The following is a 23,030-nucleotide window of genomic DNA, read 5'->3' as shown; positions in this document are numbered from 1 at the left end:
GAGACATGCGTCTGAGCACAGTGATCCTCCCCATCCACCGGTGGAACGAGGGACAGAAGATCTGGCGGCGGGCCGAGGAGCTCGGGTTCCATGCCGCGTACACGTATGACCACCTGTCATGGCGGTCGTTTCGGGACGAGGCGTGGTTCGGGGCGATCCCTACCCTGACCGCCGCAGCGACTGCTACGCAGAGTATGCGCTTGGGCACCCTCGTGACCTCGCCGAACTTCCGGCACCCGGTGACGCTGGCGAAGGACCTGATCACGCTGGACGACGTGTCCGGCGGGCGGGTCACGCTGGGGATCGGGGCCGGCGGGACGGGCTTCGACGCGACGGCGCTGGGGCAGGAGGCGTGGTCGCCGAAGGAGCGGGCGGACCGGTTCGGCGAGTTCCTGCCGCTGCTGGACGAGCTGCTGCGCAATGACACCACCACCCACGAGGGCGCCTACTACTCGGCGGTCGAGGCGCGGAACATCCCCGGCTGCGTGCAGACGCCCCGGGTGCCGTTCTACGTCGCCGCGACCGGGCCGCGCGGGCTGCGGCTGGCGGCCGAGTACGGGCAGGGCTGGGTGACGTACGGGGACCCGAAGGGCCCGGCGGACGTGCCGGTCGAGCAGGCGCCCGGCGTCATCGCGCAGCAGATCGGGAAGCTCACTGCGGCCTGCGAGGCGAAGGGCCGCGACGTGGCGACGCTGGAGAAGGTGCTGCTGCAGGGCTCGACGGCGGAAAGGCCCCTGGAGTCGCTGGACGCCTTCGTCGACTGGGCCGGCACGTACCAGGAGCTGGGCATCACCGAGCTGGTGATCCACTGGCCGGTCCCGGACTCGATCTTCGCGAACGACCTCGCCGTCTTCGAGAAGATCGCCACCGAGGGCCTCGCGCAGCTGGGCTAGGGGTTCGGCCGCCGGAAGCCGGGCCGGGCCCTCACGGGTGCGGGCGGGTGCGCTGGGCCGGGAGGCTGGGGGCGGGGGCGCGGCGGGCGATCTCGGCGAGGGTGTGGAAGAGGACGTCGCCGAGCAGAACCGGCTCGCGAGAGGCGGCCGGGGAGACGTCCGAGGAGGCGTCCGGGGAGGGGGCGGCGGGCGGGACGGTCGGGGGAGGCTCGTCTCGGAGCTGGCGAGTGGGCATGGCTCTTCCTGCCGACGGGGTGACCGTGCACAGTCCTGCCCGCCACCCCCGGGAGACACCCCGGGCAGCGGGCGAATCGGCCGGAAACGGCGCCTCCGGGGCCGAAAGCCGGGCGCCCGACGGGTCGGCGGGGCGGTCCTGTCTCGCCGGTGACCGGCGCGGCACCGATGGGCGAAGATGGACCGGTGACCGAAGCCCGTACCGCCCCCCGCCTCATCGCCACCGACCTGGACGGCACCCTGCTGTGCGCCGGCGGCACCGTCAGCGAACGCACCGCCGCGGCCCTGGCGGCCGCGGAGGCGGCCGGGGTCCAGGTGGTGTTCGTCACCGGGCGTCCGCCGCGCTGGATGCAGCAGGTGAGCGCGCACACCGGCGGCCACGGGGTGGCGATCTGCTCGAACGGCGGCGCGGTGGTGGACGTGCGGCGCGGTGAGCTGCTGGAGTCGTTCCCGCTGCCGGCGGAGACCGCGCTGGCGGTGATCGAGGTGCTGCGCGCCAAGCTGCCCGGCACCGCGTTCGCCTTCGAGTACCCGGCCGGGTTCGCCCGCGAGCCCGGGTACGAGGTGCCGATGTGGGGCGAGGAGGAGGACCACCCGGTCGGCCCGGCGGAGGAGCTGCTGGGGACGGGCGGACCGGTACGGGGCCTGTTCAAGCTGCTGGCCAAGCACCCGGACCTCGACCCGGACAAGCTGCTGGGCGAGGCCCGGGAGGCGGCCGGGCACCTGGCCGAGATCACCCGCTCGGCGCCGATCCCGCTGCTGGAGATCAGCGCGCCCGGCGTCACCAAGGCCAGCACGCTGGCCCACTGGTGCGCCGGGCACGGGATCGACCGGAGCGAGGTGGTGGCCTTCGGCGACATGCCGAACGACCTGGAGATGCTGGACTGGGCCGGCACCGCGTACGCCGTCGCCAACGCGCACCCGCAGGTGCTGGCGGCGGTGCCGCTGCACACCGTGAGCAACGAGCAGGACGGCGTCGCGGCGGTGCTGGAGGAGCTGCTGCGGCTCCCCCGACAGGCGCCCGAGCAGGCCTGAAAGCCCAGCCGAGGAGGCCCGAACAGGCCTAGCCGAAGCGGCCGTTCACGTAGTCGGAGGTCCGCTGGTCGCGCGGGCTGCCGAAGATCTGCGCGGTCGGCCCGGCCTCCACGATCCGGCCCGGGGTGTCGTGGGTGGCCAGGAAGAAGGCGCAGGTCTGCGAGACGCGCTGGGCCTGCTGCATGTTGTGGGTGACGATCACGATGGTGAGCCGCCCGCGCAGTTCGGCGATGGTCTCCTCGACCCGCCGGGTGGAGGTCGGGTCGAGCGCGGAGCACGGCTCGTCCATCAGCAGGATGTCCGGCGAGACCGCCAACGACCGTGCGATGCACAGGCGTTGCTGCTGCCCGCCGGAGAGCGCGCCGCCCGGGGTGTGCAGCCGGGTGTGGACCTCGTCCCAGAGCCCGGCCCGGCGCAGGCTGGTCTCCACCAGGTCCTGGCGCTCGTCCTTGGAGACCTTGATCCCGGCCAGCTTGAGCCCGCTGGCGACGTTGTCCTGGATGGACATCGCGGGGAACGGGTTGGGCCGCTGGAACACCATGCCGATCCGGCGCCGCACCTCGGCGGGACGCCGCCCGGGCCGGTAGACGTCGTCGCCCTCCAGCAGCACCTCGCCGGCGAGCGCGGCGCCGCGCACCATCTCGTGCATCCGGTTGAGGATCCGCAGGTAGGTGGACTTGCCGCAGCCGGACGGGCCGATCAACGCGGTGACCTCGCCGGCCGGCATCGCCAGCGAGACCCGCTCCAGCACCTTGTGGGTGCCGAACCAGGCGGAGACGTCCCTGGTCTCCAGCCCGGCCAGCGGCCCGCCGCCGGGGTGCGCGCCGGGCGGCAGCGGCGGGAGGGTGAGGGTGTCGGCGGCCGGGTCGATCGCCAGGGCGTCGGCCGTCGCCACGCCGGTCATGGGTGTGTCGGTCATCGGTGCATCCGTCATCGGTACGGTCCTCCGGGCGCGCTTCAGTAGAGGTTGGGCAGCAGGGCGGCGGCGTTCTCGTAGACCGCCCAGAGCAGCGCGCCGACCACCGGCGCGAGGCTCAGGTAGGCCGCCGACGTCCGCCAGTACCGGGCCAGCAGGAGCGCGCCGAGCACCGCGCCCAGCAGGCCGAGCGACCACAGCTGCAGCGTGGCCAGCGCGCCCTTGTCGGCGGCCAGCGCCTTGTCGTACGGGACGGTCCGGGGCCGGCCGCCGGGGTTCTGCTCGGGGTCGCCCTCCAGCCGGGCGCCGACCATCACGGTGGAGCCGGGGATCCAGTCGGAGTCCCCGGTGACCAGGACGAGCCGGTCGCGGGCCGGGTCGGTGATCGGGTGGTCGCCGTCGCCGTACACGTTGACGGTGTAGGTGAACGTGCCCTGCCCGGTGGTGGCCTCGATCTTGTCGCCGACCCGGAGCTTGGGCAGCTCGGCGAACGGCGCGCCGAAGGTGGCGCCGCGGCCGAACACCACCGCGACGCCGCCCTGGCCGGGCAGTGCGGTGTCCCGGCGGTGGCCGGGCCCGCGCATGAGGTCCCGGCCGGTGGTGCCCTCGACCACGACGGCCTGGTGCAGACCGATCGCCGGGATGTCGATCAGGGCCACCGGGTCGCCGTCGGCGGCGGCGCCGGTCGGGGCGACGGCCCGGGCGAGCTGGTCCCGGAAGGTCTTGAACGCGGCGGACTGGAAGTGCCGCTCCTGGACGTGCGAGAGCGTGAACAGGTAGCCGACGAAGCCCAGCACGAGCGCGGCCAGCAGGCTGACCGCCCAGGCGCCCTGGAGGAAGCGGTGCCGCGCGGGGGTGACGGCGGGCCCGGCCGCGGGGGTCTCGGCCCGGGGGGCCGGGGGCTCGGCCGGCCGCCCGGGGGCGGTCGGCTTCTCCAGCACCGGGGCGGTCACGAGGCGCCGTCCGAGGACTTGCGCCGACGCAGCAGCCGACGGCCGAGCAGCGGCGGAACGAGCACCACGGCGAGCAGTTCGAGGGCGGTGAGCGTGCTCAGCGTCCAGTCCTCGGGCTTGCCCGACACCTCGACCACGTTCGCCGCGACCTCGGTGGAACCGCTGCCCCGGCCGCGGGCGACCACCTGGCCGGTCTGCGGGTCGACCACGTCCTCGGCACCCGGGTCGCCCGCCGCGGCGTCGGCCGCGTTCGGGTCCGCGGCGGCCGCACCACCGGCCGCCGCGGCGGCGTCCCCGGCACCGCCGGTGCCGGCGCCGCCCGCACCGCCCGTACCGCCGGCGCCGCCGGCCGCACCACCGCTCGTACCGCTGCCGGTCCGGCCCGTGCCGCCGCTGCCGCCGCCCGGGCCACCCGTACCGCCGGTGCCACCGGTACCGGCGGCCGCGCCGCCGCCACTGCCGCCGCTGCTGGAACCGCCGGCGCCCGCACCGGTCTTGACCGCCTGGCCGTCCTGCACGGTGCAGTCCAGCGGAGCGCCCTGCTTGTCGCACGGGCTCGGCATCGGCGCGTTCTTGAGGACGGTCAGCTCACCGGCGGAGTTGAAGGTCGGGTTGGCGCAGTTGGACAGGGTGTCCGGGTCGACCGGGCTGGCGTTGCCGGGGATGCTCCTGGTCTGCAGCAGGCCGCCCTTGACCAGGCCGCGCGGGATCGGCGAGTAGCCGAGGCCGTCCGCCTCGCCCTGGCCCTCGCACAGCACGTAGGCGAGGAAGCGGCTGAGGGCACTGCCCTTGTCGTTGTTGAAGCGGGGCGGCGGGGGCAGCGCGGCCCCTGAGCGCGGCACGATCACGTAGCTGTAGCTGGAGATCGGGTAGGAGCGCGGGTCGTCCATGGTGTAGACGGCGTCGAGGTTCTGCTGCAGGTAGTTCGGGTCGCTCACCGGGGTGTTGTCGTCCACGCCGCGGATCCTGGCCGCGGTGAGCGCCACGGCGACGTTGGAGGCGGTCGGCAGCGCGTAGTAGCCGGCCTGGTTGAGCACCTTCACGACCGGCCAGTTGCTGCGCTTGGCGAAGGCGTACTCGTCGTAGCCGATGGTGCCGAGGCCGGAGGAGGCCTTGATGTAGCCGGCGACGACGTCCGAGCCGTTCTGGGCGACCATCCGGCCGGACGGCGGGAAGAACTCGGTGTAGTCACCGCAGGAGACGCCGTTGACGGAGGAGCAGTACGCGTCCCACTGGTCCTTGTGGGTGTGCTCCATCCAGCGGGTGAACTGCGCGGTGGCGCCGGAGCCGTCCGAGCGGACCACCGGGGTGATCGGCAGGTTGGGCAGCGTCTTGCCGTAGTCGGCGGTGATCTTCGGGTCGTTCCAGTTGGTGATCTTGTTGGTGAAGATGTCGACGACGGTCTGCGGCGAGAGCCGCAGGTCGCGGACCTGCTTGCCGCCGACCACCAGGTTGTACATGAAGGTGGTGCCGCCGGCGGTGATCGGTACGTACGAGAAGCCGTAGGTCGGCTGCTCCGCGCTGCCCTGGCCGTTGCGGCGGCCCGCGTCGTTCACGCCGGCGTCGGGCGTGGTGCGGAACGGCACGTCGGAGGCGGTGAAGTCGTTCTGCCCGAGGGTCCAGGAGTTGCGGCCGGCCGCCGAGCCGACCGGGTTGAAGCTGATCTGGATGCCCTGCGGCCCGACGTCCTGGCGCCACTGGTCGATGGCCGGACCGGCCCAGCTGGAGCCGTCCGCGCTCAGCGCGACGCTCGCCGCGAAGGCCCGGGAGCCCGGCCCCAGCATCGGCGCGGCCGCGAGCAGGAACAGGGACATCAGCAGGGCGAGCGCGCGGGCCACGGGGCGGCCGGCAGCCTCCCACGACATGGGGACTCCTCTGGGACGGAGGGTGGTTGGGTGGGTCATCAGCTGTTCCCGGGGAGTGGGACGGCGGTGGCCGACGCGTGAGCGGACGCGGTCCGCGCCGTCGCCGGACGGACGGTGCCGGACGGCCGGGCGGCTCGTGCGGCGGCCTCGGCGCTCCGTGCCTCCCGGTCGATCCGGCGCTTCTGACGCCTGGTCAGCTCACCCGGCTTGCGGCCGCCGAGCACGCGCGCGGTGACGAAGAGGATCAGCACCAGGACCATCAGGGTCAGTCCGGCCGCGAAGGCGCGGGCGACCATCTCGGGGTAGGGCTGCTTGACGTAGTTCCAGATGTACAGCGGCAGCGACACCTGGTGCTCGTGGAACGGGTCGGCGTTGAACTGCGAGGTGAAGCCCGAGGTCAGCAGGACCGGCGAGGTCTCGCCGACGCCGCGCGCCATGCCGAGCACCACCGCCGTCACCAGACCGGGCCGGGCGGTGGGAAGCACCACGTTCCACACCGTGCGCCACTGGCTGCCGCCGAGCGCGTACGAGGCCTCCCGCAGGGTGCCGGGCACCAGCCGGATGACCACCTCGGCGGCCCGGGTGACGATCGGCATCATCATCACGGTCAGCGCCAGCGAGGCCGCGAAGCCGCTCTTCTCGAAGCCGAAGGTGATGATGAAGACGCCGAGGATGAACAGGCCGGCCACGATGGAGGGCAGCGCGGTCATCGCCTCGACCAGCGTCCGCACCGGGCGCGCCAGCCGGCCGCCGACCTCGGACATGAAGATCGCCGCCGCGATGCCCAGGGGCACCGCGAACAGCGTTGCCAGGCCCAGCTGTTCGAGCGAGCCGACGATCGCGTTGAGCGCGCCGCCGGAGGTGATCGGGGAGAGCGCGGCGGTCTGCTCCATCGACTCGGTGAAGAAGTTGACGTGCTGGGCCGCCTCGTAGCCGCGGCTGGCCACGTAGCCGATCTGGTCGACGATCAGCGCGACCACCAGCAGCCCGGAGCTCCAGGAGGCCACCGCCACCAGCCGGTCGCGCACCATCAGCTTGCCCCACTGGAGCCGTCCGAGCGCGAAGTAGCCCGCCAGGAACAGGAGGTACCAGCAGACCAGGAAGCCGAACGCGCCGCTGAACGGCAGCACCCGCTCGTACAGCAGCCAGTTCAGCGCCAGCGAGCCGACCAGTGCGCCGGCCACGGTGAACACGTCCTCGCGGGTCACACCGCCGAGCCGCACCTTGGTCTGGGAGCGCGGTGGCGCGGCCTCGGCCGGCACCTCGGCGGAGCCGGGGGGCGTCGGACCTCCGGGCTCGGACGCGGCGACCGGTGGCAGGTCGAGCGTGGTCATCGGGTCGTCCCTTCGACGCGGTGGGTCATGTCGGTACGCCGCCTCAGTCCGCGGTGGAGGCCCCGGAGCGGGACCGGTTGATCACGAAGCCGGCCGCCACGTTGACCAGCAGGGTCAGCGCGAACAGCACCAGGCCGGCTGCCATCAGCGCGGAGAGCGAGAGCGCGTCCGACTCGCCGAAGCGCAGCGCGATGAGCGCCGAGATCGAGTTGGCGCCGTTCTCCAGGATGTGCGTGATGGTCTTGAAGCTCGGCGAGATGATCAGCGCGACCGCGATCGTCTCCCCCATCGCCCGGCCGAAGCCCAGCATGATCGCGCCGATCACCCCGCCCTTGCCGAACGGCAGGACCACCGCGCGCACCATCCCCCACCGGGTCGAGCCCAGCGCGTACGCGCCCTCCCGCTCGCCCTGCGGGGCCTGGGAGAACACCTCCCGGCTGAGCGAGGTCACGATCGGGATGATCATCAGCGCGACGACCACGCCCGCGATGAAGGTGGAGGAGGTGTAGGAGGTGCCGATGTCGCCGGTGCGCACCTTGAGGAAGGGGATCGTGTCGCCGAGGTGGTTGGTCAGCCAGCGGACGAAGCCGATGATGCGCGGCTGGAGGAAGAACAGCCCCCACAGGCCGTAGATGATGCTGGGGATCGCCGCCATCAGGTCGATCAGCGAGATCAGCGCCGCCCGCAACCGGACCGGCGCGTACTCGGAGATGAAGATCGCGGTGAAGAGGGCGACCGGGACGGCGATCACCAGGGCGATGACGGCGATCAGCAGGCCGTTCGGCAGGACGGCCGCGATGCCGAAGTTGTGCGCGGCGGTCTGCCACTTCTGCTCGGTCAGGAAGGACCAGCCGACCGCGCGCAGCGCGTCCGTGCCCCGCAGGACCAGGAAGAACGCGATCATCCCCATGATCGCGAAGACCGAGAGCCCGGCCACCCGCAGCACCCCGCGGAACAACCGGTCGCCCGGGGTCGCGGGGGCGGTGATGGTGCGCGGGACGTCCCGGTCGGGCCCGTGGTCGGGTTGGCCTGGCACCCCGGCGTACGGTGCCGCGGGCTCGGCGGCGGATGTCATGGTCTGCTCTCCGTGCTCGGGTGCGGGGGACGGATCCGGTGCGTACCCATTCGGCCAGCCGCAGGTGGCCGGATCGGGTCGTGTGTGTGTACGAGGGCCCAACGCGGCGACTCGGTAACGGAGTTGGGAACTCCGGGTGGCCGGACCGGACCGGAGAATGACGTGTCCGTGCTGGGGTTTCTCACCCAAGTCCTTTGATGTGGACGGTATTTGACTTCGCTCACGCATGGTCGGACCATTGGCCGATTCCGTTCCGGACGCAACGCGCGTTGACTCCAAGCGACTTCACCCATGCGGAAACGACTCGGCGGGGCCGAAACGGCGGCCCCGCCGAGTCGTGCTTCGGTGATTCCGTGGCGTCACCGCGTCAGACCGTCACGGCCGGCGGCGCACCCGCGACCAGCCCTTCCGCACCTCCGCCAGCGCCCGCGCCCCGGCGGGCGTCCCGCCCAGGAAGAGCGCCGCCGGACCGCCGACCAGCAGCACCAGGCCGCCGATCAGCGCGACGGGCAGCAGCAGCCGGGCGGCGCCGGAGCGGTCGGACGCCGGAGTACCGGCGGCGACGGGCGCGGCGGACAGCGACTTGCCGGGCGTGCCGGGCGCCGCACCTGGCTTGGCACCCGCACCGGCACCCGCCACCGCTCCGCCGGCCGCCGCCCCCGCTCCACCGGCCGCGGCACCCGCACCGCCGGTCGCGGCGCCCGTACCGGTGCCGGACAGGCCGCCGGTGGAGGCCCCGCCGGACCCGCCGGACGCCAGGTCCCCGGTCCCGCCGGCGGCCGCGGCCCCGCTCCCGCCGGACGCCCCGCCCTCACCGGCCTGGCTGACCGAGGCGACGCCCTGCCCACCGCCCGTACCGGAGGCCGGCGTCGAACCGTCACCGCCGGTCGCGGGCGGGTTCGGCGGCGCGGCCTGGTTGCCGGGCAGCTTGGCGTCCTGCGCCGCCAGGTGGCCGATCGCGTCCGCGGTCTGGGTCCGCTGGGCGGCGGTCAGGGCGAGGAAGCCGGGGGCGAGGTGGCCGGGCTCGTACCCGTAGACCTGGCCGGTGGTGGTCACCGCGCGCATGAACGTGGTCATCGCGGCCACCTTGCCGGCCGCGACGTCCTTGGTCGGGAGCATCGCGTACTGCACGGCGGTCAGCGGGTAGGCCTTCTGGTCACGCGAGAGGGCCGAGTCGGACGCGCCGTACGGCAGGGACTGCACGCCGGTGGCCTGGTCGACGGTCATGTCGGCGACGGCCGCCTGGAACCCCGGGCCGTCCGGTGAGACGAAACCGCCGGCCGGGTTGAGCAGTTGGGCCTCGGGCAGCGAGTAGGCCTTCGCCTCACCGGTGTCCATGATCGCGAACAGGGTCCGCTTCCCGATCTTGAGCGGCGGGCACAGGTCGTGCGAGCCGTCCGACTTCGTGTCCCCGTTGACGCAGTTGGGCTGGTTCCACAGCACCTTGCGCACCACGTCGTTCAGCCCGGTCGAGATCGGGTTCCACTCGAACTGCTTCCAGTTGCGCTTGGCGTCCTCCGTCGCGTCCGGGATCCCCGAGGAGTCCTGCCGGACGAGGGAGTCGGTCGGGTAGCCGGAGAAGGCGGGGCGCAGGTAGAAGCTGTCCACGTGCATGCCCCACGGGTCGGACTCGCCGTCCAGGAAGCGCACCGCGTCGGGGTCCGCGGCGATCCACGACGTCAGCTGGTACGTCATGTCCGCCGTCCCGCCGAACACCGTCGGGGTGGTGTTGTTGGAGAGGCAGCCCGTGGGCCAGGAGACCGTGCCGTCCGAGGGCAGCGGGTTCAGCTTCTGGAACTCCGGGTCGTCGAAGATGCAGATCGGGTTGCCCTTCACCGACGGGATCGCGGCGCCGGGCGAGGCGTAGGACTGCGTGAGCAGCTTGGCCAGCAACCGCGCGTTGAGCTTCATGCTCCTGATCTGCCGACCGGTGTTCGGGTCGTCCACGACGAACACCACGGAGATTCCCGAGGTCGCGATCGGCGCGTACACGTACGGGCGGGGTGGCGGCGCCTGGGTGTCCGGCCGGGACGCCAGCGCCATGTCGCCGCTGCCCGACAGGAAGTCCGTGCGGGCCTGCGCGTCGCCGTTCGCGAAGCCGTACGTGAGCGACATCGGCTCGGTGCCCTGGCACAGCCCGGCCTGCCACTGCGCCATCGCCCGCTTGGCCGGTTCGAGTCCGGCCACCCTGAAGGCCGCGTGCTGGTCCGGACAGGCCGCCGCCGTGGGGGCGAACGCCAACGGCACCACCGCGCGGCGCTCCCAGGAGCACTGCTCGGACGTCTTCATGTTCGTGTAGCGGTTGATGGTGCCGTTGAGCTTCAGGTCGGACGCCATGCCGAAGTCCAGGTCCAGGCTGTGGTTGTCGCAGCCGAGGACGCCCTTGCGGGTCTTGTCCGCCCAAGCGATGGAGTCGCCACCGTAGTTGGGCTCGACGACCAGCGAACACGGGTGCTTGTCGTCGCAGCGCAGGGTGGGGCTCTGGTCGGACGTGTAGAGCTCGATGTCCGCGAAGCCCGAACCGTCCGCGCCCGTGACCGAGACGACCATGTTCGACGGGTAGTCGGGGAAGGTCGTCCCCGGGGCGGGCGTCTTCTGCTGGAAGCCCGCCGCCGCGTCGGCGTTGTACAGAGTGCTGTCGTAGCAGTCGGTGACCTTGGGGTCGGTGCCCCGGCACTGGTACACCCGCACCTGGTAGAAGGGCTGCTCGCTACGCGGTGCCGGCCCGTTCAGCCAGGGATCGCCGTTGGCGTCCGAGGTCGGGGTGAACCCCTTCCAGCTGACGTGGACCACCTGGTTGACCAGGTTCCTGGTCTGCGCGACGCTCACGCTCCCCTCGGGGCCGTACACGCCGTCGTTCGGCTGCCACACCTTGGGCCCCGGCACCGTGACGGCGGAGTCCTCCGCCACGGCCTGCGGCAGCGCCCCCAGGCCGATCGGCAGCACGCCGATCGCGACCACCGACGACCACACCATCGCGAGAGCGGGCAGTCGGCGGCGCCACCGGCCCGAAGGTCTCCGGTCGGGCGGTCGGACTCTCATGGCGGGCACCTCCGTGCGATTGCGCGCCGCCGGGAGACGCGGCGCAGGGGATCAGGCATCGAGCGGCCAACGATTCCGGTACCCGTCCATTCGGCCAGCCGCAGATGGCCGGATCCGGTCGCGCGCGTGTACGAGACCACAACGCGGCACCTCGGTCGCAGAGTTGACGCCCCCACGGGAAAACAGGCCCGTGCCTGTCGGCACGGGCCTGGACCAACCGGTGGGCGGTGCTCAGCCGTTGACGGTCAGCGTGAAGGAACCGACCGCCTGGCCGTTCGTGAAGAAGGCGGTGTTCAGCTTGCCGTCGAGGAACTGCGCGCCCGAGGCGTCCACGGTGAGCGCGGACGCGGTCAGGGACTGCGTGGTACCGCTCTGCTCGGTCCGCTGCAGGCCGGCCGGCTTGAACAGCAGGACCGGGTCGGTGGCGCCGTCCGGCACACCGGTGAGGCGCCAGTCGTCGGCGCTGAACGCGAGCTGCTTGAAGAGCACGCTCTTACCGGTGAAGACGTCGACGAACAGCAGGCTGCCACCGAGCGTCGCGTTGCCGTAGTAGCCGCGCAGGTTGACGCTGCCGCCGGTCACCGGGAGGCTCGTCGACAGGCCCGCGGTGGTGTCGTAGGAAACGCCGGCGTTCGGCAGCGGAACGATGAACACGCCGTTGCTCGCCGCGGCCTGGAGGAAGGTGTTGTTCTCGGTCATCATGGCGCTGCCGGTGGGGGCGGGAGCGGCGTCGGCCGCGGCCACGCCGCTGAAGGCGGTGACGGCGAGGACGACCGCGACGCCGCCGGCGAGGAACCGACCGGTGGTACGGGACATGCTGGTCTCCTTGGGAGAGGAAGGTTTCGCGCTGAGGGTGGAGCACCGGTCCGAGGACCGGCCGACAGGTCCGGCCGGAGCCGGATCCGTGGTTCAGGGGTGCGGTACGGAGCCACAGGTGGGCAGCGCGAGATTCCGCGTCCCGCCGGGTCGGCGGCGACGGTGGGGCGCGGGGTGCCCCGTGGTCTCAGGTGAGGGTGGCGACACCGCAGGCCGCGGTCGGCAGCGGGTAGGCGTGGTGGGCGGGGGCCGGCGGGTTCCTCAGCCGGCCCGTTCCCTTCGGGACGCCCTGCCGGTGGGCCGGCGGCCACGGGCGCGAAGCCCGTGGCCGCCGGATGGTGCGGGGTGAATCAGGTGAGGGTGGCGACACCGCAGGCCGGGGTGGCCAGGAAGCCGTAGCTCGCCAGGTCGGCGGCGGCGACCGGGTCGTTGCAGATCCAGCCGTTGGAGCCGAAGATCGCCTGGAGCGCCTGGCCGTGCGCGTCGGTCGCCGTCCACTCGGTGTCGCGGACCACGTTGTAGACCACGCGGCCGAAGGAGGAGTTGGCGAACTTGGTGTTGATCACGTTGTTGGTGATCGGGGTCAGGGTGGCGCCGTTGACCACGATGTTGCGCAGGGTCAGGCTGCCGGGGGCGTCGGTCGCCGTGCCGTGGCCGCCGACGGTCTGGCCGAGGTAGTGGGCGACGGAGTAGGGGAAGACGACGTTCGGGTCGGTCAGGTTGGCGTCGGTGCCCTCGTTCTCCTCCGGGCCGGTGGTGACGCAGGCGCCGGGGGTGGTCACGCCGATCGCGCCCAGGAAGAAGGAGCGCGTGCCGGAGTCGGCCTGCGGCAGGAACGGCTTGATGGTGGCGTTCGGCAGGCTCGCGTTGATCTGGGTCCAGTTGGTGGTGGTGCAGTTGTAGATCGCGGTCAGCTGCGCCGAGGTCAGCTGCGCCGGGGCGTTGCCGGTGCTCGGGGCGGACCAGGTGACGGCGTCCTTGGCGAGCGCGACGAAGTCCAGGCCGTGGGCGTCGGTCGCCGCCGGGCCGCGCGAGGAGCGGGCGAAGTCCACGGTCGCGCTGGTGTTGGCGACCAGGGCCTTGATGCCGGCGCCGGAGCCGTTCGGGCGGGCGATCGAGGTGGCACCGGTCTTGGTGGTGATCGGCGAGGTGCCGGTCGCGTCCCAGCTGTACAGGTGCGGCGCGGTGGAACCGGCGCCCAGGGAGGCGTTGTAGTCGGCCGAGAACTGGTTCAGCAGAACCTGGATGGTGTCCGAGCCGACACCCACGATGTCCTGGGCGGCCGGGGTGACACCGGCGGCCGGGTCGGCGACGGCCGAGCCCGAGGCGACGGTGGCGAGGGAGGTCGCCAGCGCGGCGGCGGCGAGAAGCTTGGCAGCGGTCTTACGCATGTTCTTGTTCCTCCGGTGGGAGAGACCTGCATCGCGTTACCCGGGCCCTGATGGGGAGCCCGGGGCCGGGGGACCGCCTCCGCTGCGGCCCGGTCCGGCAGTGCTGATCCTGTCTGGCCGGGAGGTTGCGCCGGAAGGGTGGTCGAGACCGGCCCGGGAATGTCGACTCATCGGTTCGACGAGGTTTAGGCACTGGTCAGTGCGCACGTGACAGGGGCACAACCCGGTGTCCGAACCCGGTCGACGTTCTTCTCCAGGAGGCGGCTCGGGGGGGTGCCGGAAACCTTCGCTTCACCGGAAGAGCACGAACGCCCCGGTCGCCTCACAGCGGCCGGCGGACGTCCCGCCCGCTGCGCCGCAACTCCTGCCCCACCCACTGCAATCCGGCCAGGAACCCCTCGATCCCCGCCTGGCACTGGTCGCGCCGCAGGTACCCGCGCGCGCTGCGCGCGACCGGGACGGCGTCGGCCGCCCCCGGCCGGGTGCTGCGCACCGGCAGGTAGGCGGACCAGACCCACTGCCGGCCCTCGGACTGCCCCGTCGAGCACCGCAGGGCGGCCCGTTCGATGATCAGTTCCCGCACCGCCTCGGCGAGTTCGTCCTCGCTCCGGTACGTGCGCACGCCGACGCCGAGCGGCCGCCCGTTGGCGGCGCGCAGGGCCCAGCCCAGACAGCGGTCGGCCGCGGGCACGATCAGCAGCCGCGGGCCGCGCCGCTCAGCGGCCATCGGTGTGTCTCAACGACACGGCCCTCTCGGGCAGTTCCCGCGGGGGCTGTTTGGCGAGCAGCACGACGAAGCGGCGAAAGGCGTTCTGGCAGGTCGCGTACCGCTCGTACGCGCGGCTGGAGCGCACTTCGGGGAGGCTGCGCGAACCCGGGATGACCCAGATCCAGCCGATGCCGTCGCGGACGTGGGTGATCCGCGCGGTGAGCTCGGCGGCCCCGACGCGTAACCCGTCGAAGCCGCGCTCGGCCTCGCCGGGAGTCTCGAACATGGCCGGGGTGATCGCCACCACTCGGCCGTTCGGCGCCTTCAGCTGCCAGCGGTAGCGCCCGTCCGGGGCCCGCTCAGTCCTGAACCCGCCCCGACTTACCCCTGCTGCGGTGTTCCCGCGGCCAGACGCGTCCACTGATCCCCCGTCCGGTTACCCCTCCGAGACCGGAGCAAAGCTATGTGTGCACACTGAGCCGCCGAAAGCCCAGAACGTTCACAACTTGCGCTGTTGGTCGGGAAGTTCTCCCTCGTTTAACTTTCACCAGCCAGCTGCGAGAGGACGATCGGGGCCGGGGCTCAGAGCCGGGCCGTCCAGCGGACCATCGTGCCCTTCCGGTACGGCCCGACCTCGTGCCAGGCGTCGCCGCCGAGCGCCTCGGCCCGCCGGGTCAGGTTGCGCAGGCCGCTGCGCCGGCCGCCCGGCGGAATGCCGACGCCGTCGTCGGTCACCGTCAGCAGCACGCCCGGCCGCCCGCCCCGGTCCAGCGAGTCCGGGTCGCCGCTGACCGGCCGGCCGCCGTCGTCCAGGTGGGCGGTCGCGTCGATCTCCACGCCGACCCGGGAGGCCCGCGCGTGCCGGGCCGTGTTGGAGAGCATCTCCCGGAGTGCGGCGAGCAGTTGACGGCCGGTCTTCTCGCCGACCAGGCTCTCCACCGGGCCGACGAAGCTCACCGACGGCTTGAAGCCGAGCGCCGCCGCGGCCTGGCTGGCCTCCCGCAGCACCCGGGTGCGCAGGGTGTCCGGCGTGTCACCGTGGTTGTCGTGCTGGAGGGCGTAGATGGTGGTGCGGACCTCCTGGATGGTGGCGTCCAGCTCGTCCACCGCCTTGCCGATGCCGACCTTCACCTCGGGCACCACCGACCGTCGGGCCGCGCTCTCCAGCATCATCCCGGTGGCGAACAGCCGCTGGATCACCAGGTCGTGGAGGTCGCGGGCGATCCGGTCGCGGTCCTGGAAGACGGCCAGGCGCTGCTGGTCGCGCTGGCCCTCGGCGAGCCGCAGGGCGAGCGCGGCCTGCGAGGCGAAGGTCTCGGCGAGCTGCTTCTCGGTGTCGGTGAACGGCAGCGCGCCGCGCGGGCGCCAGACGCAGAGCCCGCCGAGCACCCGGCCGGCGGCGACCATCGGGACGGCCATGGACGGGCCGAAGCCGCGGGCGAGCCGGATCATCACGGTCGGGTCGCTGGACATGTCGTCCAGGTAGACGCTCTCCCCCGAGAGCAGCCGGGCCGCGAAGCTCTCCTGGGGCAGCAGTTCGCCCCGGACGAACTCGGCGGCCTCGCCGGAGGCGTGGGCGACCCGCATCTGCCCGCCGTCGTCCCCCGAGGGTTCCGTCGGTTCGGTCGGGAGCAGGATCATGCCGAGCGCGGCGTCCGCCAGCTCCCGCACCTGCTCGGCGGCGACGGTCAGCGCGGTCTCGGCCTGGTCGGTGGAGAGCAGTGCCGTGGTGACGGCGGAGGCGCCGGCGATCCAGCGCTCCCGGCGCCGCCCCTCCTCGTACAGCCGGGAGTTCTCGATCGCGACGCCGGCCGCCGCGGCGAGCGCGTGCACCACCTGCTCGTCCTCGGGGGTGAAGGCGCCGCCGCCCTTCTTCTCGGTGAGGTAGAGATTGCCGAAGACCTCGTCGCGGACCCGGATCGGTTCGCCGAGGAAGGTCCTCATCTCCGGGTGGTGCGGCGGGAATCCGGAGGAGCGCGGGTCCGCGCCGAGCTCGCTGAGCCGCAGCGGCTCGGGGCGGTCGATGAGCGCGCCGAGGATGCCGCGCCCGGCGGGCAGCTCGCCGATCGCGGCGGCGGTCTCGTCGTCGATGCCGACGTGGATGAAGTCGGCCAGGCCGGTGCCGCCGGGGGCGATCACGCCGAGCGCCGCGTACCGGGCGTCGACCAGTTCGGCGGCGCCGGTGGCGATCCGGTGCAGGGTGGCGTGCAGGTCGAGCCCGGCACCGATCGAGACCACCGCCTCCAGCAGCCGCTGCATCCGGTCGGTGACCGCGGCGGCCGACTGCAGGCGCTCCGCGACCTCGGTGACCAGGGTGTCCAGCCCGAGCGAGGCGATCTCCGGCACCCGGTGGGGTGTCGGCTCGGGGGCGGAGGGGAGGTCTGGCGTGGGGTCCATGAAGAAGAGCCTAGTTTGTACGGTTTTCAGCCGAAGGATGGCGCGACCAGCGACCAGCGACCGGCGGACGGCGCGCGGCGCGCGGCGCGCGGCAAGCGGCTACCGCCCCGCGCCCACCGGCTCCAGCAAGCCGTCCGGCTCCAGCAGCCCGTCCGCCGCCCGCTCCCGCCGCCACATGGCGTGCAGCCGCCCGTCCTCGTCCGCGACCAGCTCCGACCAGCGGCCGCGCTCGGCGACCCGGCCGCCGTCCAGCACCAGCACCTCGTCGACCGTGGTGTCGTCCAGTCCGGCCAGCCGGTGGGTGATCAGCACCGTGGTGCGGCCCTCGGTGGCGGCCAGCAGGTCGGCGGTGAGCGCGTCGGCGGTGGGCAGGTCGAGGTGTTCGGCGGGCTCGTCCAGGACGAGCACCGGGAAGTCCGCGAGCAGTGCCCGGGCGAGCGCGAGCCGCTGCCGCTGGCCGCCGGAGAGCCGGGCGCCGTGCTCACCGACCATGGTGTCCAGGCCGTCGGGCAGGGTCTGCGTCCAGTCCAGCAGCCGGGCCCCGGCGAGCGCGGCGCGCAGCTCGTCCTCGGCGGCGCCCGGCCGGGCCAGCCGCAGGTTCTCCCGCAGTGAGCTGTCGAAGACGTGGGCGTCCTGCGCGCACAGCCCGATCACCCGGCGGACGTCCTCGCCCGCGAGCGAGCGACTGTCCACAGCCTGTGGACGGTCCGCGGCGAAGGTGACGTCGCCCGCGCCCGGCTCCAGGAACCGCAGCAGCGCCTGGGCCAGGGTGGTCTTGCCGGAGCCGGACGGGCCGACCACGGCGATCCGGCGGCCGGGGGCGAGGTCGAGGTCCACCTCGGCCAGCGCGTCCACGGCCTGCCCGGGGTGCCGGACGGTCAGTCCGCGCACCGCGATCGGCAGCGGCCGCTCGGGCAGCGCCACGGGATCCGTAGGCTCGGCCACCAGGGTTTCGGCAGCCAGCACCTCGTCGAGCCGGGCCTGCGCGGCCCGGCTGCGCTGGCGGGCCTGGACGGCCAGCGGCATCCCCGTGACGGCCTCGAAGGCGGCCAGCGGCGTGAGCACGACCAGCGCCAGGCAGACCGGCGCCAGCGCCCCGCCGCGCACCCCCTGGATGCCGACCGCCGCCGCGGCGGTCACGGTCAGCCCGGTGAGCAGCGCGATCAACCCGGTGCCGAGCGCGGTGGTGGCGGCCGAGCGGGCGGCCAGCCGGGTGAGCGCGGCGTCGGCGGTGCGGACGGCGGCCAGCCGGCCGGGCAGCGCGCCGGCCACGGTGAGTTCGGCGGTGCCGGTGAAGGCGTCCACGACGGTGGTGGCGAGCCGCCCGCGCGCCGGGGCCTGCCGCCGTTCGGCGCCGGCCGACCAGCGGGCGGCCAGCGCGGGCACCACCGCGCCCGCGAGCAGCAGCCCGAGCCCGAGCACGACCCCGGCGGCGGGCAGGAAGGCGCCCAGCGCGACCGTCGCGACCAGCGAGACCACGCCCGCCACGGCGGCCGGCAGCCGCCAGCGCAGGTGGTGGTCCTGGATCGCGTCGACGTCGGCGACCAGTCTGGAGAGCAGGTCGCCGCGCCGGAAGGCGGGCAGCCCGGCCGGGGCGAGCACGGTCAGCCGCCGGTAGACGGCGGCCCGCAGGGTGCCGAGGGTGCGCAGCACGGCGTCGTGCGAGACCAGCCGCTCCGCGTAGCGGAAGACGCTGCGGCCGATGCCGAAGGCCCGCACCGAGGTGACGGCCATCATCAGGTAGAGCACCGGCGGCATCTCGGAGGCCCGGGAGATCAGGTAGCCGGAGGTGGCCATCAGCGCGACGGCGCAGCCGAGGGCGAGCGCGCCGAGCAGGACCGACAGCGCCAGCCGGGGGGTGGCGGCGGCCGCCGCGGGCTCGTCCTCCGCCTCGGCGGGGGCGGGCGTCGGCCGCCCGCTGTGCGAGGGCCGCTCGACGGGAGCGGCGGCCGGCGCGGCGGCGCCCGCCAGCCGGACCCGCTGGTCGGCGACGGCCAGCAGCGCCGGCCGGTGCGCGACGATCAGCACGGTGCGCGCCGGGTCCTCGGCGAGGGCCCGGACGGCGTCCACGACGGCGGCCTCGGAGGCGCCGTCCAGGCTCGCGGTCGGCTCGTCGAGCAGGATCAGCGGCCGGTCGTCGGCGAGCAGGACCCGGGTGAGCGCGAGCCGCTGCCGCTGGCCGGCGGAGAGCCCGGCGCCGTCCTCGCCGAGCGGCGCGTCCAGCCGGCTGACGAAGTCGAGCGCGTGCGCGGCCCGCAGCGCCGTCCACAGCTGCTCGTCGGTGGCCTGCGGGCGGTAGAGCCGCAGGTTCTCGGCGACCGTCCCGGCGAACAGGTGCGGGTGCTGCGGCACCCAGGCGATCTGCCGCCGCCAGCTCTCCGGCTCCAGTTCGGCCAGGTCGTACGTCCGCCCGTCGGCGGCGGTGATCCGGACGGTGCCGGCGTCGGGGGCGGTGAGCCCGAGCAGGACGGCGAGCAGGGTGGACTTGCCGGCCCCGCTCGGGCCGGTGAGGGCGGTGGTGGCGCCCGGGCGCAGGGTCAGCGCGGCGCCGTCCAGCGCGGGTTCGGTCCGCCCGGGGTGTCGCACGACCAGGTCGGAGACGGCGACGACCGCCCCGGCGAGGGCGGGCGCGGGCACCGTGCCGGCGGCGGGCAGCGGGGTCTCCAGCACCTGGAAGATCTCGTCGGCGGCGGTCAGCCCCTCCACGCTGGAGTGGTAGAGCGCGCCGACCTGGCGGATCGGAACGTACACCTCGGGGGCGAGGACCAGGATCAGCAGCCCGGTCTCCAGGTCGAGCGTGCCGTCGACCAGCCGGAAGCCGACGGTGACCGCGACCAGCGCGACCGACAGGGTGGAGAGCAGTTCCAGCGCGAAGGAGGAGATGAAGGCGATCCGCAGGGTGCGCAGGGTGGCCCGGCGGTAGTCGGCGGTGATCCGGGCGATGGTGGCGGCCTGGGCGCGGGCCCGGTTGAACACCTTGAGGGTGGGCAGCCCGGCGACCACGTCCAGGAAGTGGTGCGAGAGCCGGGACAGGGTGTCCCACTGCCGGTCCATCCGGGACTGGGTGGCCATCCCGATCAGCACCATGAACAGCGGGATCAGCGGGAGCGTCCCGGCGATGATCGCGGCCGAGGTGAAGTCGGCGCCGACGATCCGCAGCAGGACGATCACCGGGACGACCACGGCGAGCGCCAACTGCGGCAGGTAGCGGGCGAAGTAGTCGTCGAGGGCGTCGACGCCGCGGGTGGCGAGGGTGGTGAGTTCGCCGGTGCGCCGGCCCGCCAGGTAGGCCGGGCCGAGCGCGGTGGCGTGGTCGAGCAGCCGGCGCCGCAGGGTGGACTTCACCCGGGCGACGGAGCGGTGCGCGGTGAGTTCGGTGAGCCAGCCGACCAGCCCGCGCCCGACGGCCGTCAGGGCGAGCAGCAGCAGTGGCGTGGTCAGCTCGCCGAGGGTCGCCTGGCGCTGGAAGGCGCGGACGACGATCTCGGCGATCAGACTCGCCTGGGCGACCACCAGGGCCGCGCCCGCCCCGCCGAGCAGGACCGATCCGGCGAGGAAGGCACGGGTGGTGCGGGCGTACCCGAGGAGTCGGGGGTCGACCGGCTGCACGGCGTCAGGCCTGGTCGAGCGCGGCGGCCGGGTCGTGCCCGGGGATGTGCTGGACGCCGATGCGCTTGCGGAACACCCAGTACGTCCAGCCCTGGTAGAGCAGCACGAGCGGGGTGAACACCGCGGCCACGATGGTCATCAGCTTCAGCGTGTACGGCGAGGAGGCCGCGTTGCTCACCGTCAGGCTCCAGCCCTCGTTGAGGGTGGATGGCATGACGTTCGGGAAGAGCGCCAGGAAGAGCATCGCGACGGCGGCGACGATGGTCGCCCCGGAGAGGATGAACGCCCAGCCCTCGCGGCCGAGTTGGTTGGCCGCCAGCGCGCCGACCAGGGCCAGCACGGCGATGACCAGGGCGGCCAGGCTGCGGCCGTTGCCGTTGTCGGCCTGCGTCCAGCACAGGAAGGCCAGCGCCAGCACCGCGGACACCACGCCCACCCGCAGGGCGGTCGCCCGGGCCCGGTCACGGATCCCGCCGACCGTCTTGAGCGCCGCGAACACCGCGCCGTGGAAGGTGAACAGGCTGAGCGTCACCAGGCCGCCGAGGAGCGCGTACGGGTTGAGCAGGTCCCAGAAGGTGCCGACGTAGTTCTTCTGCGCGTCGATGTCGACGCCGCGCACGATGTTGGCGAAGGCCACGCCCCACAGGAAGGCCGGGAGCAGCGAGGTCCAGAAGATGGCCTCCTCCCAGTTGCGCTGCCAGCGCGCGCCGTCGCGCTTGGCCCGGTACTCGAAGGCCACGCCGCGCACGATCAGGCAGACCAGGATGATCAGCAGCGGGATGTAGAAGCCGCTGAACAGGGTCGCGTACCAGTCCGGGAAGGCCGCGAAGGTGGCGCCGCCGGCGGTCAGCAGCCAGACCTCGTTGCCGTCCCAGACCGGGCCGATGGTGTTGATCAGCACCCGCCGCTCGGCGGTGTTGCGGGCGAGCGGCTTGGTCAGGATGCCGATTCCGAAGTCGAAGCCCTCCAGGAAGAAGTAGCCGATCCACAGGACCGCGATCAGTACGAACCAGACGTCGTGGAGTTGCATGTCAGATCCCCTGTGGTCCTCAGTAGGCGAAGGCGAGAGGCTTGTCGGCGTCGTCGTCCGAGGACGGTCCGCGCAGGGACGGGTCCTTGGCGGGCGGCTGCTCCGTCACCACCGGACCGGCCTTGGCGTACTTGACCAGCAGCCGGACCTCGACGACGGCGAGGATCGCGTACAGCAGGGTGAAGGTGGTCAGCGCGCCGATCTGGGTGCCGACGCCCACGTTGGGGGAGACCGCGCTGGCGGTGGTCATCAGACCGAAGACGGCCCAGGGTTGACGGCCCATCTCGGTGAAGATCCAGCCGAAGCTGTTGGCGATCAGCGGGAAGCCCATGGTCAGGATGCCGATCCGCCAGCTCCACTTGGTGAGGAACGGGCCCAGCTCCCGCCGGGGGGTGAGCATCAGCCGGGGCACCTCGGTCTCGCCGGTGCGGAACTCGGGGTGCAGGAACTTCTTGCGCCGGGTGGTCCAGAGCCCGATCAGGCCGGCCACGAAGGAGGTCATCCCGAAGCCGATCATGAGGCGGAAGCCCCAGTAGGTGACGAAGATGCTCGGGATGTAGTCCTTGGGGTCCCCGCCGAACTTGGCGGCCTCGGCGGCCGCGGTGTCGTTGATGCCGGGGACGGAGGAGTTGAAGTCGCTGTGGGCGAGGAAGGAGAGTATCCCGGGGATCTCCAGCTCGACCGAGTTGTGGCCCTTGCTGACGTCGCCGACCGCGAAGATCGAGAACGGCGCCGGCGACTGGGTGTCCCACAGGGCCTCGGCGGCGGCCATCTTCATCGGCTGCTGCTCGAACATCACCTTGGCGAGCGAGTCGCCGCTGAGCGCGGTGCCGGCGCCGAAGACCACGGCGAGCACCAGGCCGAGCCGCAGCGAGGTGCGCATCACGGCGGTCTTCTTGGGGTCGGCGCTCTCCGGCCTGCGCTTGGCCTTCCAGAGGTGGAAGGAGGCGATGCCGACCATGAAGGCCGCGCCGGTGAGGAAGGCGGCGGTCAGGGTGTGCGCCACGACGGTGAGGGTGGTGTTCTGGAACAGCACCTTGGCGATGTCGGTGAGCTGGGCCTTGCCGGTGGCCGGGTCGATCGAGTAGCCGACCGGGTGCTGCATCCAGGAGTTGGCCGCCAGGATGAAGTAGGCGGAGAGCACGGTGCCGAGGGCGACCATCCACATGCAGGCGCAGTGCAGCTTCTTCGGCAGCTTGTCCCAGCCGAAGATCCACAGGCCGATGAAGGTGGACTCGAAGAAGAAGGCGATCAGCGCCTCCATCGCGAGCGGGGCACCGAAGACGTCACCGACGAAGCGGGAGTAGTCGGACCAGTTCATGCCGAACTGGAATTCCTGGACGATGCCGGTGACCACGCCCATCGCGATGTTGATCAGGAAGAGCTTCCCCCAGAACTTGGTGGCGTGGAAGTACTTCTCCTTGTTCGTCCGCACCCAGGCGGTCTCCAGCCCGGCCACGATCGCGGCCAGGCTGATGGTGAGCGGAACGAAGAGGAAGTGGTAGACGGTGGTGATGCCGAATTGCCATCGCGCGATGGTCTCGTGAGCGATTGCCAGTTCCACGTCGCCCTCTCTCCAACCTGCCCCATTTCAGGGCACATTCCGGACAAACTTCATCTAAAGCCGTAGACCGCTGCCTAACCACGCAAGCTTGTCCGCTTGTGAACGTGAACACGTTCACAAGGAGCAGTATCCATCATGCTTACGGATGAATCGAGGGCGGGGTGGGT

At 72.7% G+C, this 23,030-nt stretch carries 17 protein-coding genes; 2 read left to right on the top strand and 15 right to left on the bottom strand.

What is annotated here, in order from left to right; genetic code table 11:
* The first annotated feature begins 5 nt into the window (after nt 1-5).
* Nucleotides 6-893 (top strand): LLM class flavin-dependent oxidoreductase, encoded by an 888-nt coding sequence (locus P3T27_RS02415; RefSeq protein ID WP_280673990.1) that lies wholly within the window; start codon nt 6-8, stop codon nt 891-893.
* Nucleotides 894-924: 31 nt separating this feature from the next.
* Here P3T27_RS02415 and P3T27_RS02410 read toward each other — a convergent pair whose 3' ends face one another.
* Nucleotides 925-1,128: a hypothetical protein gene (locus tag P3T27_RS02410; protein WP_280673989.1), complete on the bottom strand. Its 204-nt coding sequence runs from the start codon at nt 1,126-1,128 to the stop codon at nt 925-927.
* Between the two features lie 185 nt (nt 1,129-1,313).
* Between P3T27_RS02410 and P3T27_RS02405 the strand changes: the two genes are divergently transcribed.
* Nucleotides 1,314-2,162, top strand: a complete 849-nt coding sequence (locus P3T27_RS02405; RefSeq protein ID WP_280673988.1) for an HAD family hydrolase — start codon at nt 1,314-1,316, stop codon at nt 2,160-2,162.
* Nucleotides 2,163-2,190: 28 nt separating this feature from the next.
* On the opposite strand, the gene P3T27_RS02400 is transcribed toward P3T27_RS02405, so the two are convergent.
* The 14 genes from P3T27_RS02400 to P3T27_RS02335 all read right to left on the bottom strand — a co-directional run bounded on the left by P3T27_RS02400 (nt 2,191) and on the right by P3T27_RS02335 (nt 22,863).
* Nucleotides 2,191-3,081 (bottom strand): phosphate ABC transporter ATP-binding protein, encoded by an 891-nt coding sequence (locus P3T27_RS02400; RefSeq protein ID WP_280673987.1) that lies wholly within the window; start codon nt 3,079-3,081, stop codon nt 2,191-2,193.
* Between the two features lie 38 nt (nt 3,082-3,119).
* Nucleotides 3,120-4,031, bottom strand: a complete 912-nt coding sequence (locus tag P3T27_RS02395; protein ID WP_280673986.1) for a class E sortase — start codon at nt 4,029-4,031, stop codon at nt 3,120-3,122.
* Nucleotides 4,028-5,896, bottom strand: a complete 1,869-nt coding sequence (locus P3T27_RS02390; RefSeq protein WP_280673985.1) for a substrate-binding domain-containing protein — start codon at nt 5,894-5,896, stop codon at nt 4,028-4,030. The genes P3T27_RS02395 and P3T27_RS02390 overlap by 4 nt, the downstream gene beginning before the upstream one ends.
* A 38-nt stretch (nt 5,897-5,934) precedes the next feature.
* Nucleotides 5,935-7,230, bottom strand: coding sequence for a phosphate ABC transporter permease PstA (gene pstA, locus P3T27_RS02385; protein WP_280673984.1), 1,296 nt, complete (start codon nt 7,228-7,230; stop codon nt 5,935-5,937).
* A 43-nt stretch (nt 7,231-7,273) separates the two neighbouring features.
* The gene (gene pstC, locus P3T27_RS02380; protein WP_280673983.1) at nt 7,274-8,305 is read right to left on the bottom strand and encodes a phosphate ABC transporter permease subunit PstC; all 1,032 of its coding nucleotides are present in this window, start codon (nt 8,303-8,305) and stop codon (nt 7,274-7,276) included.
* Between the two features lie 375 nt (nt 8,306-8,680).
* A complete protein-coding gene (locus P3T27_RS02375) occupies nt 8,681-11,347 on the bottom strand; it encodes a hypothetical protein (protein ID WP_280673982.1) in 2,667 nt (888 codons plus the stop codon).
* Nucleotides 11,348-11,578: 231 nt separating this feature from the next.
* Nucleotides 11,579-12,163: a hypothetical protein gene (locus tag P3T27_RS02370; protein WP_280673981.1), complete on the bottom strand. Its 585-nt coding sequence runs from the start codon at nt 12,161-12,163 to the stop codon at nt 11,579-11,581.
* A 350-nt stretch (nt 12,164-12,513) separates the two neighbouring features.
* Nucleotides 12,514-13,554: a substrate-binding domain-containing protein gene (locus P3T27_RS02365; protein ID WP_280673980.1), complete on the bottom strand. Its 1,041-nt coding sequence runs from the start codon at nt 13,552-13,554 to the stop codon at nt 12,514-12,516.
* Between the two features lie 322 nt (nt 13,555-13,876).
* Nucleotides 13,877-14,281 carry a hypothetical protein gene (locus tag P3T27_RS02360; protein ID WP_280673979.1) on the bottom strand — a complete coding sequence of 135 codons (405 nt, stop codon included), beginning with the start codon at nt 14,279-14,281 and terminating at the stop codon, nt 13,877-13,879.
* Nucleotides 14,271-14,549 (bottom strand): hypothetical protein, encoded by a 279-nt coding sequence (locus P3T27_RS02355; RefSeq protein WP_280673978.1) that lies wholly within the window; start codon nt 14,547-14,549, stop codon nt 14,271-14,273. Before P3T27_RS02355 ends, P3T27_RS02360 begins: the two co-directional genes overlap by 11 nt.
* A 296-nt stretch (nt 14,550-14,845) precedes the next feature.
* On the bottom strand, nt 14,846-16,522 hold the full coding sequence (locus tag P3T27_RS02350) for a GAF domain-containing protein (RefSeq protein WP_280674118.1): 1,677 nt from the start codon (nt 16,520-16,522) through the stop codon (nt 14,846-14,848).
* A 237-nt stretch (nt 16,523-16,759) separates the two neighbouring features.
* Nucleotides 16,760-20,269 (bottom strand): thiol reductant ABC exporter subunit CydD, encoded by a 3,510-nt coding sequence (cydD, locus tag P3T27_RS02345; protein ID WP_280673977.1) that lies wholly within the window; start codon nt 20,267-20,269, stop codon nt 16,760-16,762.
* A 4-nt stretch (nt 20,270-20,273) separates the two neighbouring features.
* Nucleotides 20,274-21,299, bottom strand: a complete 1,026-nt coding sequence (gene cydB / locus P3T27_RS02340) for a cytochrome d ubiquinol oxidase subunit II (protein ID WP_280673976.1) — start codon at nt 21,297-21,299, stop codon at nt 20,274-20,276.
* A gap of 19 nt (nt 21,300-21,318) precedes the next feature.
* Nucleotides 21,319-22,863 carry a cytochrome ubiquinol oxidase subunit I gene (locus tag P3T27_RS02335; RefSeq protein WP_280673975.1) on the bottom strand — a complete coding sequence of 515 codons (1,545 nt, stop codon included), beginning with the start codon at nt 22,861-22,863 and terminating at the stop codon, nt 21,319-21,321.
* Nucleotides 22,864-23,030 lie beyond the last annotated feature (167 nt).

It is taken from the genome of Kitasatospora sp. MAA19 (genome assembly GCF_029894125.1).
In the GTDB taxonomy this organism is placed as follows: domain Bacteria; phylum Actinomycetota; class Actinomycetes; order Streptomycetales; family Streptomycetaceae; genus Kitasatospora.
The sequence above is the reverse complement of the archived record's forward strand: the minus strand, read 5'-3'. Positions and strand labels throughout refer to the sequence as shown.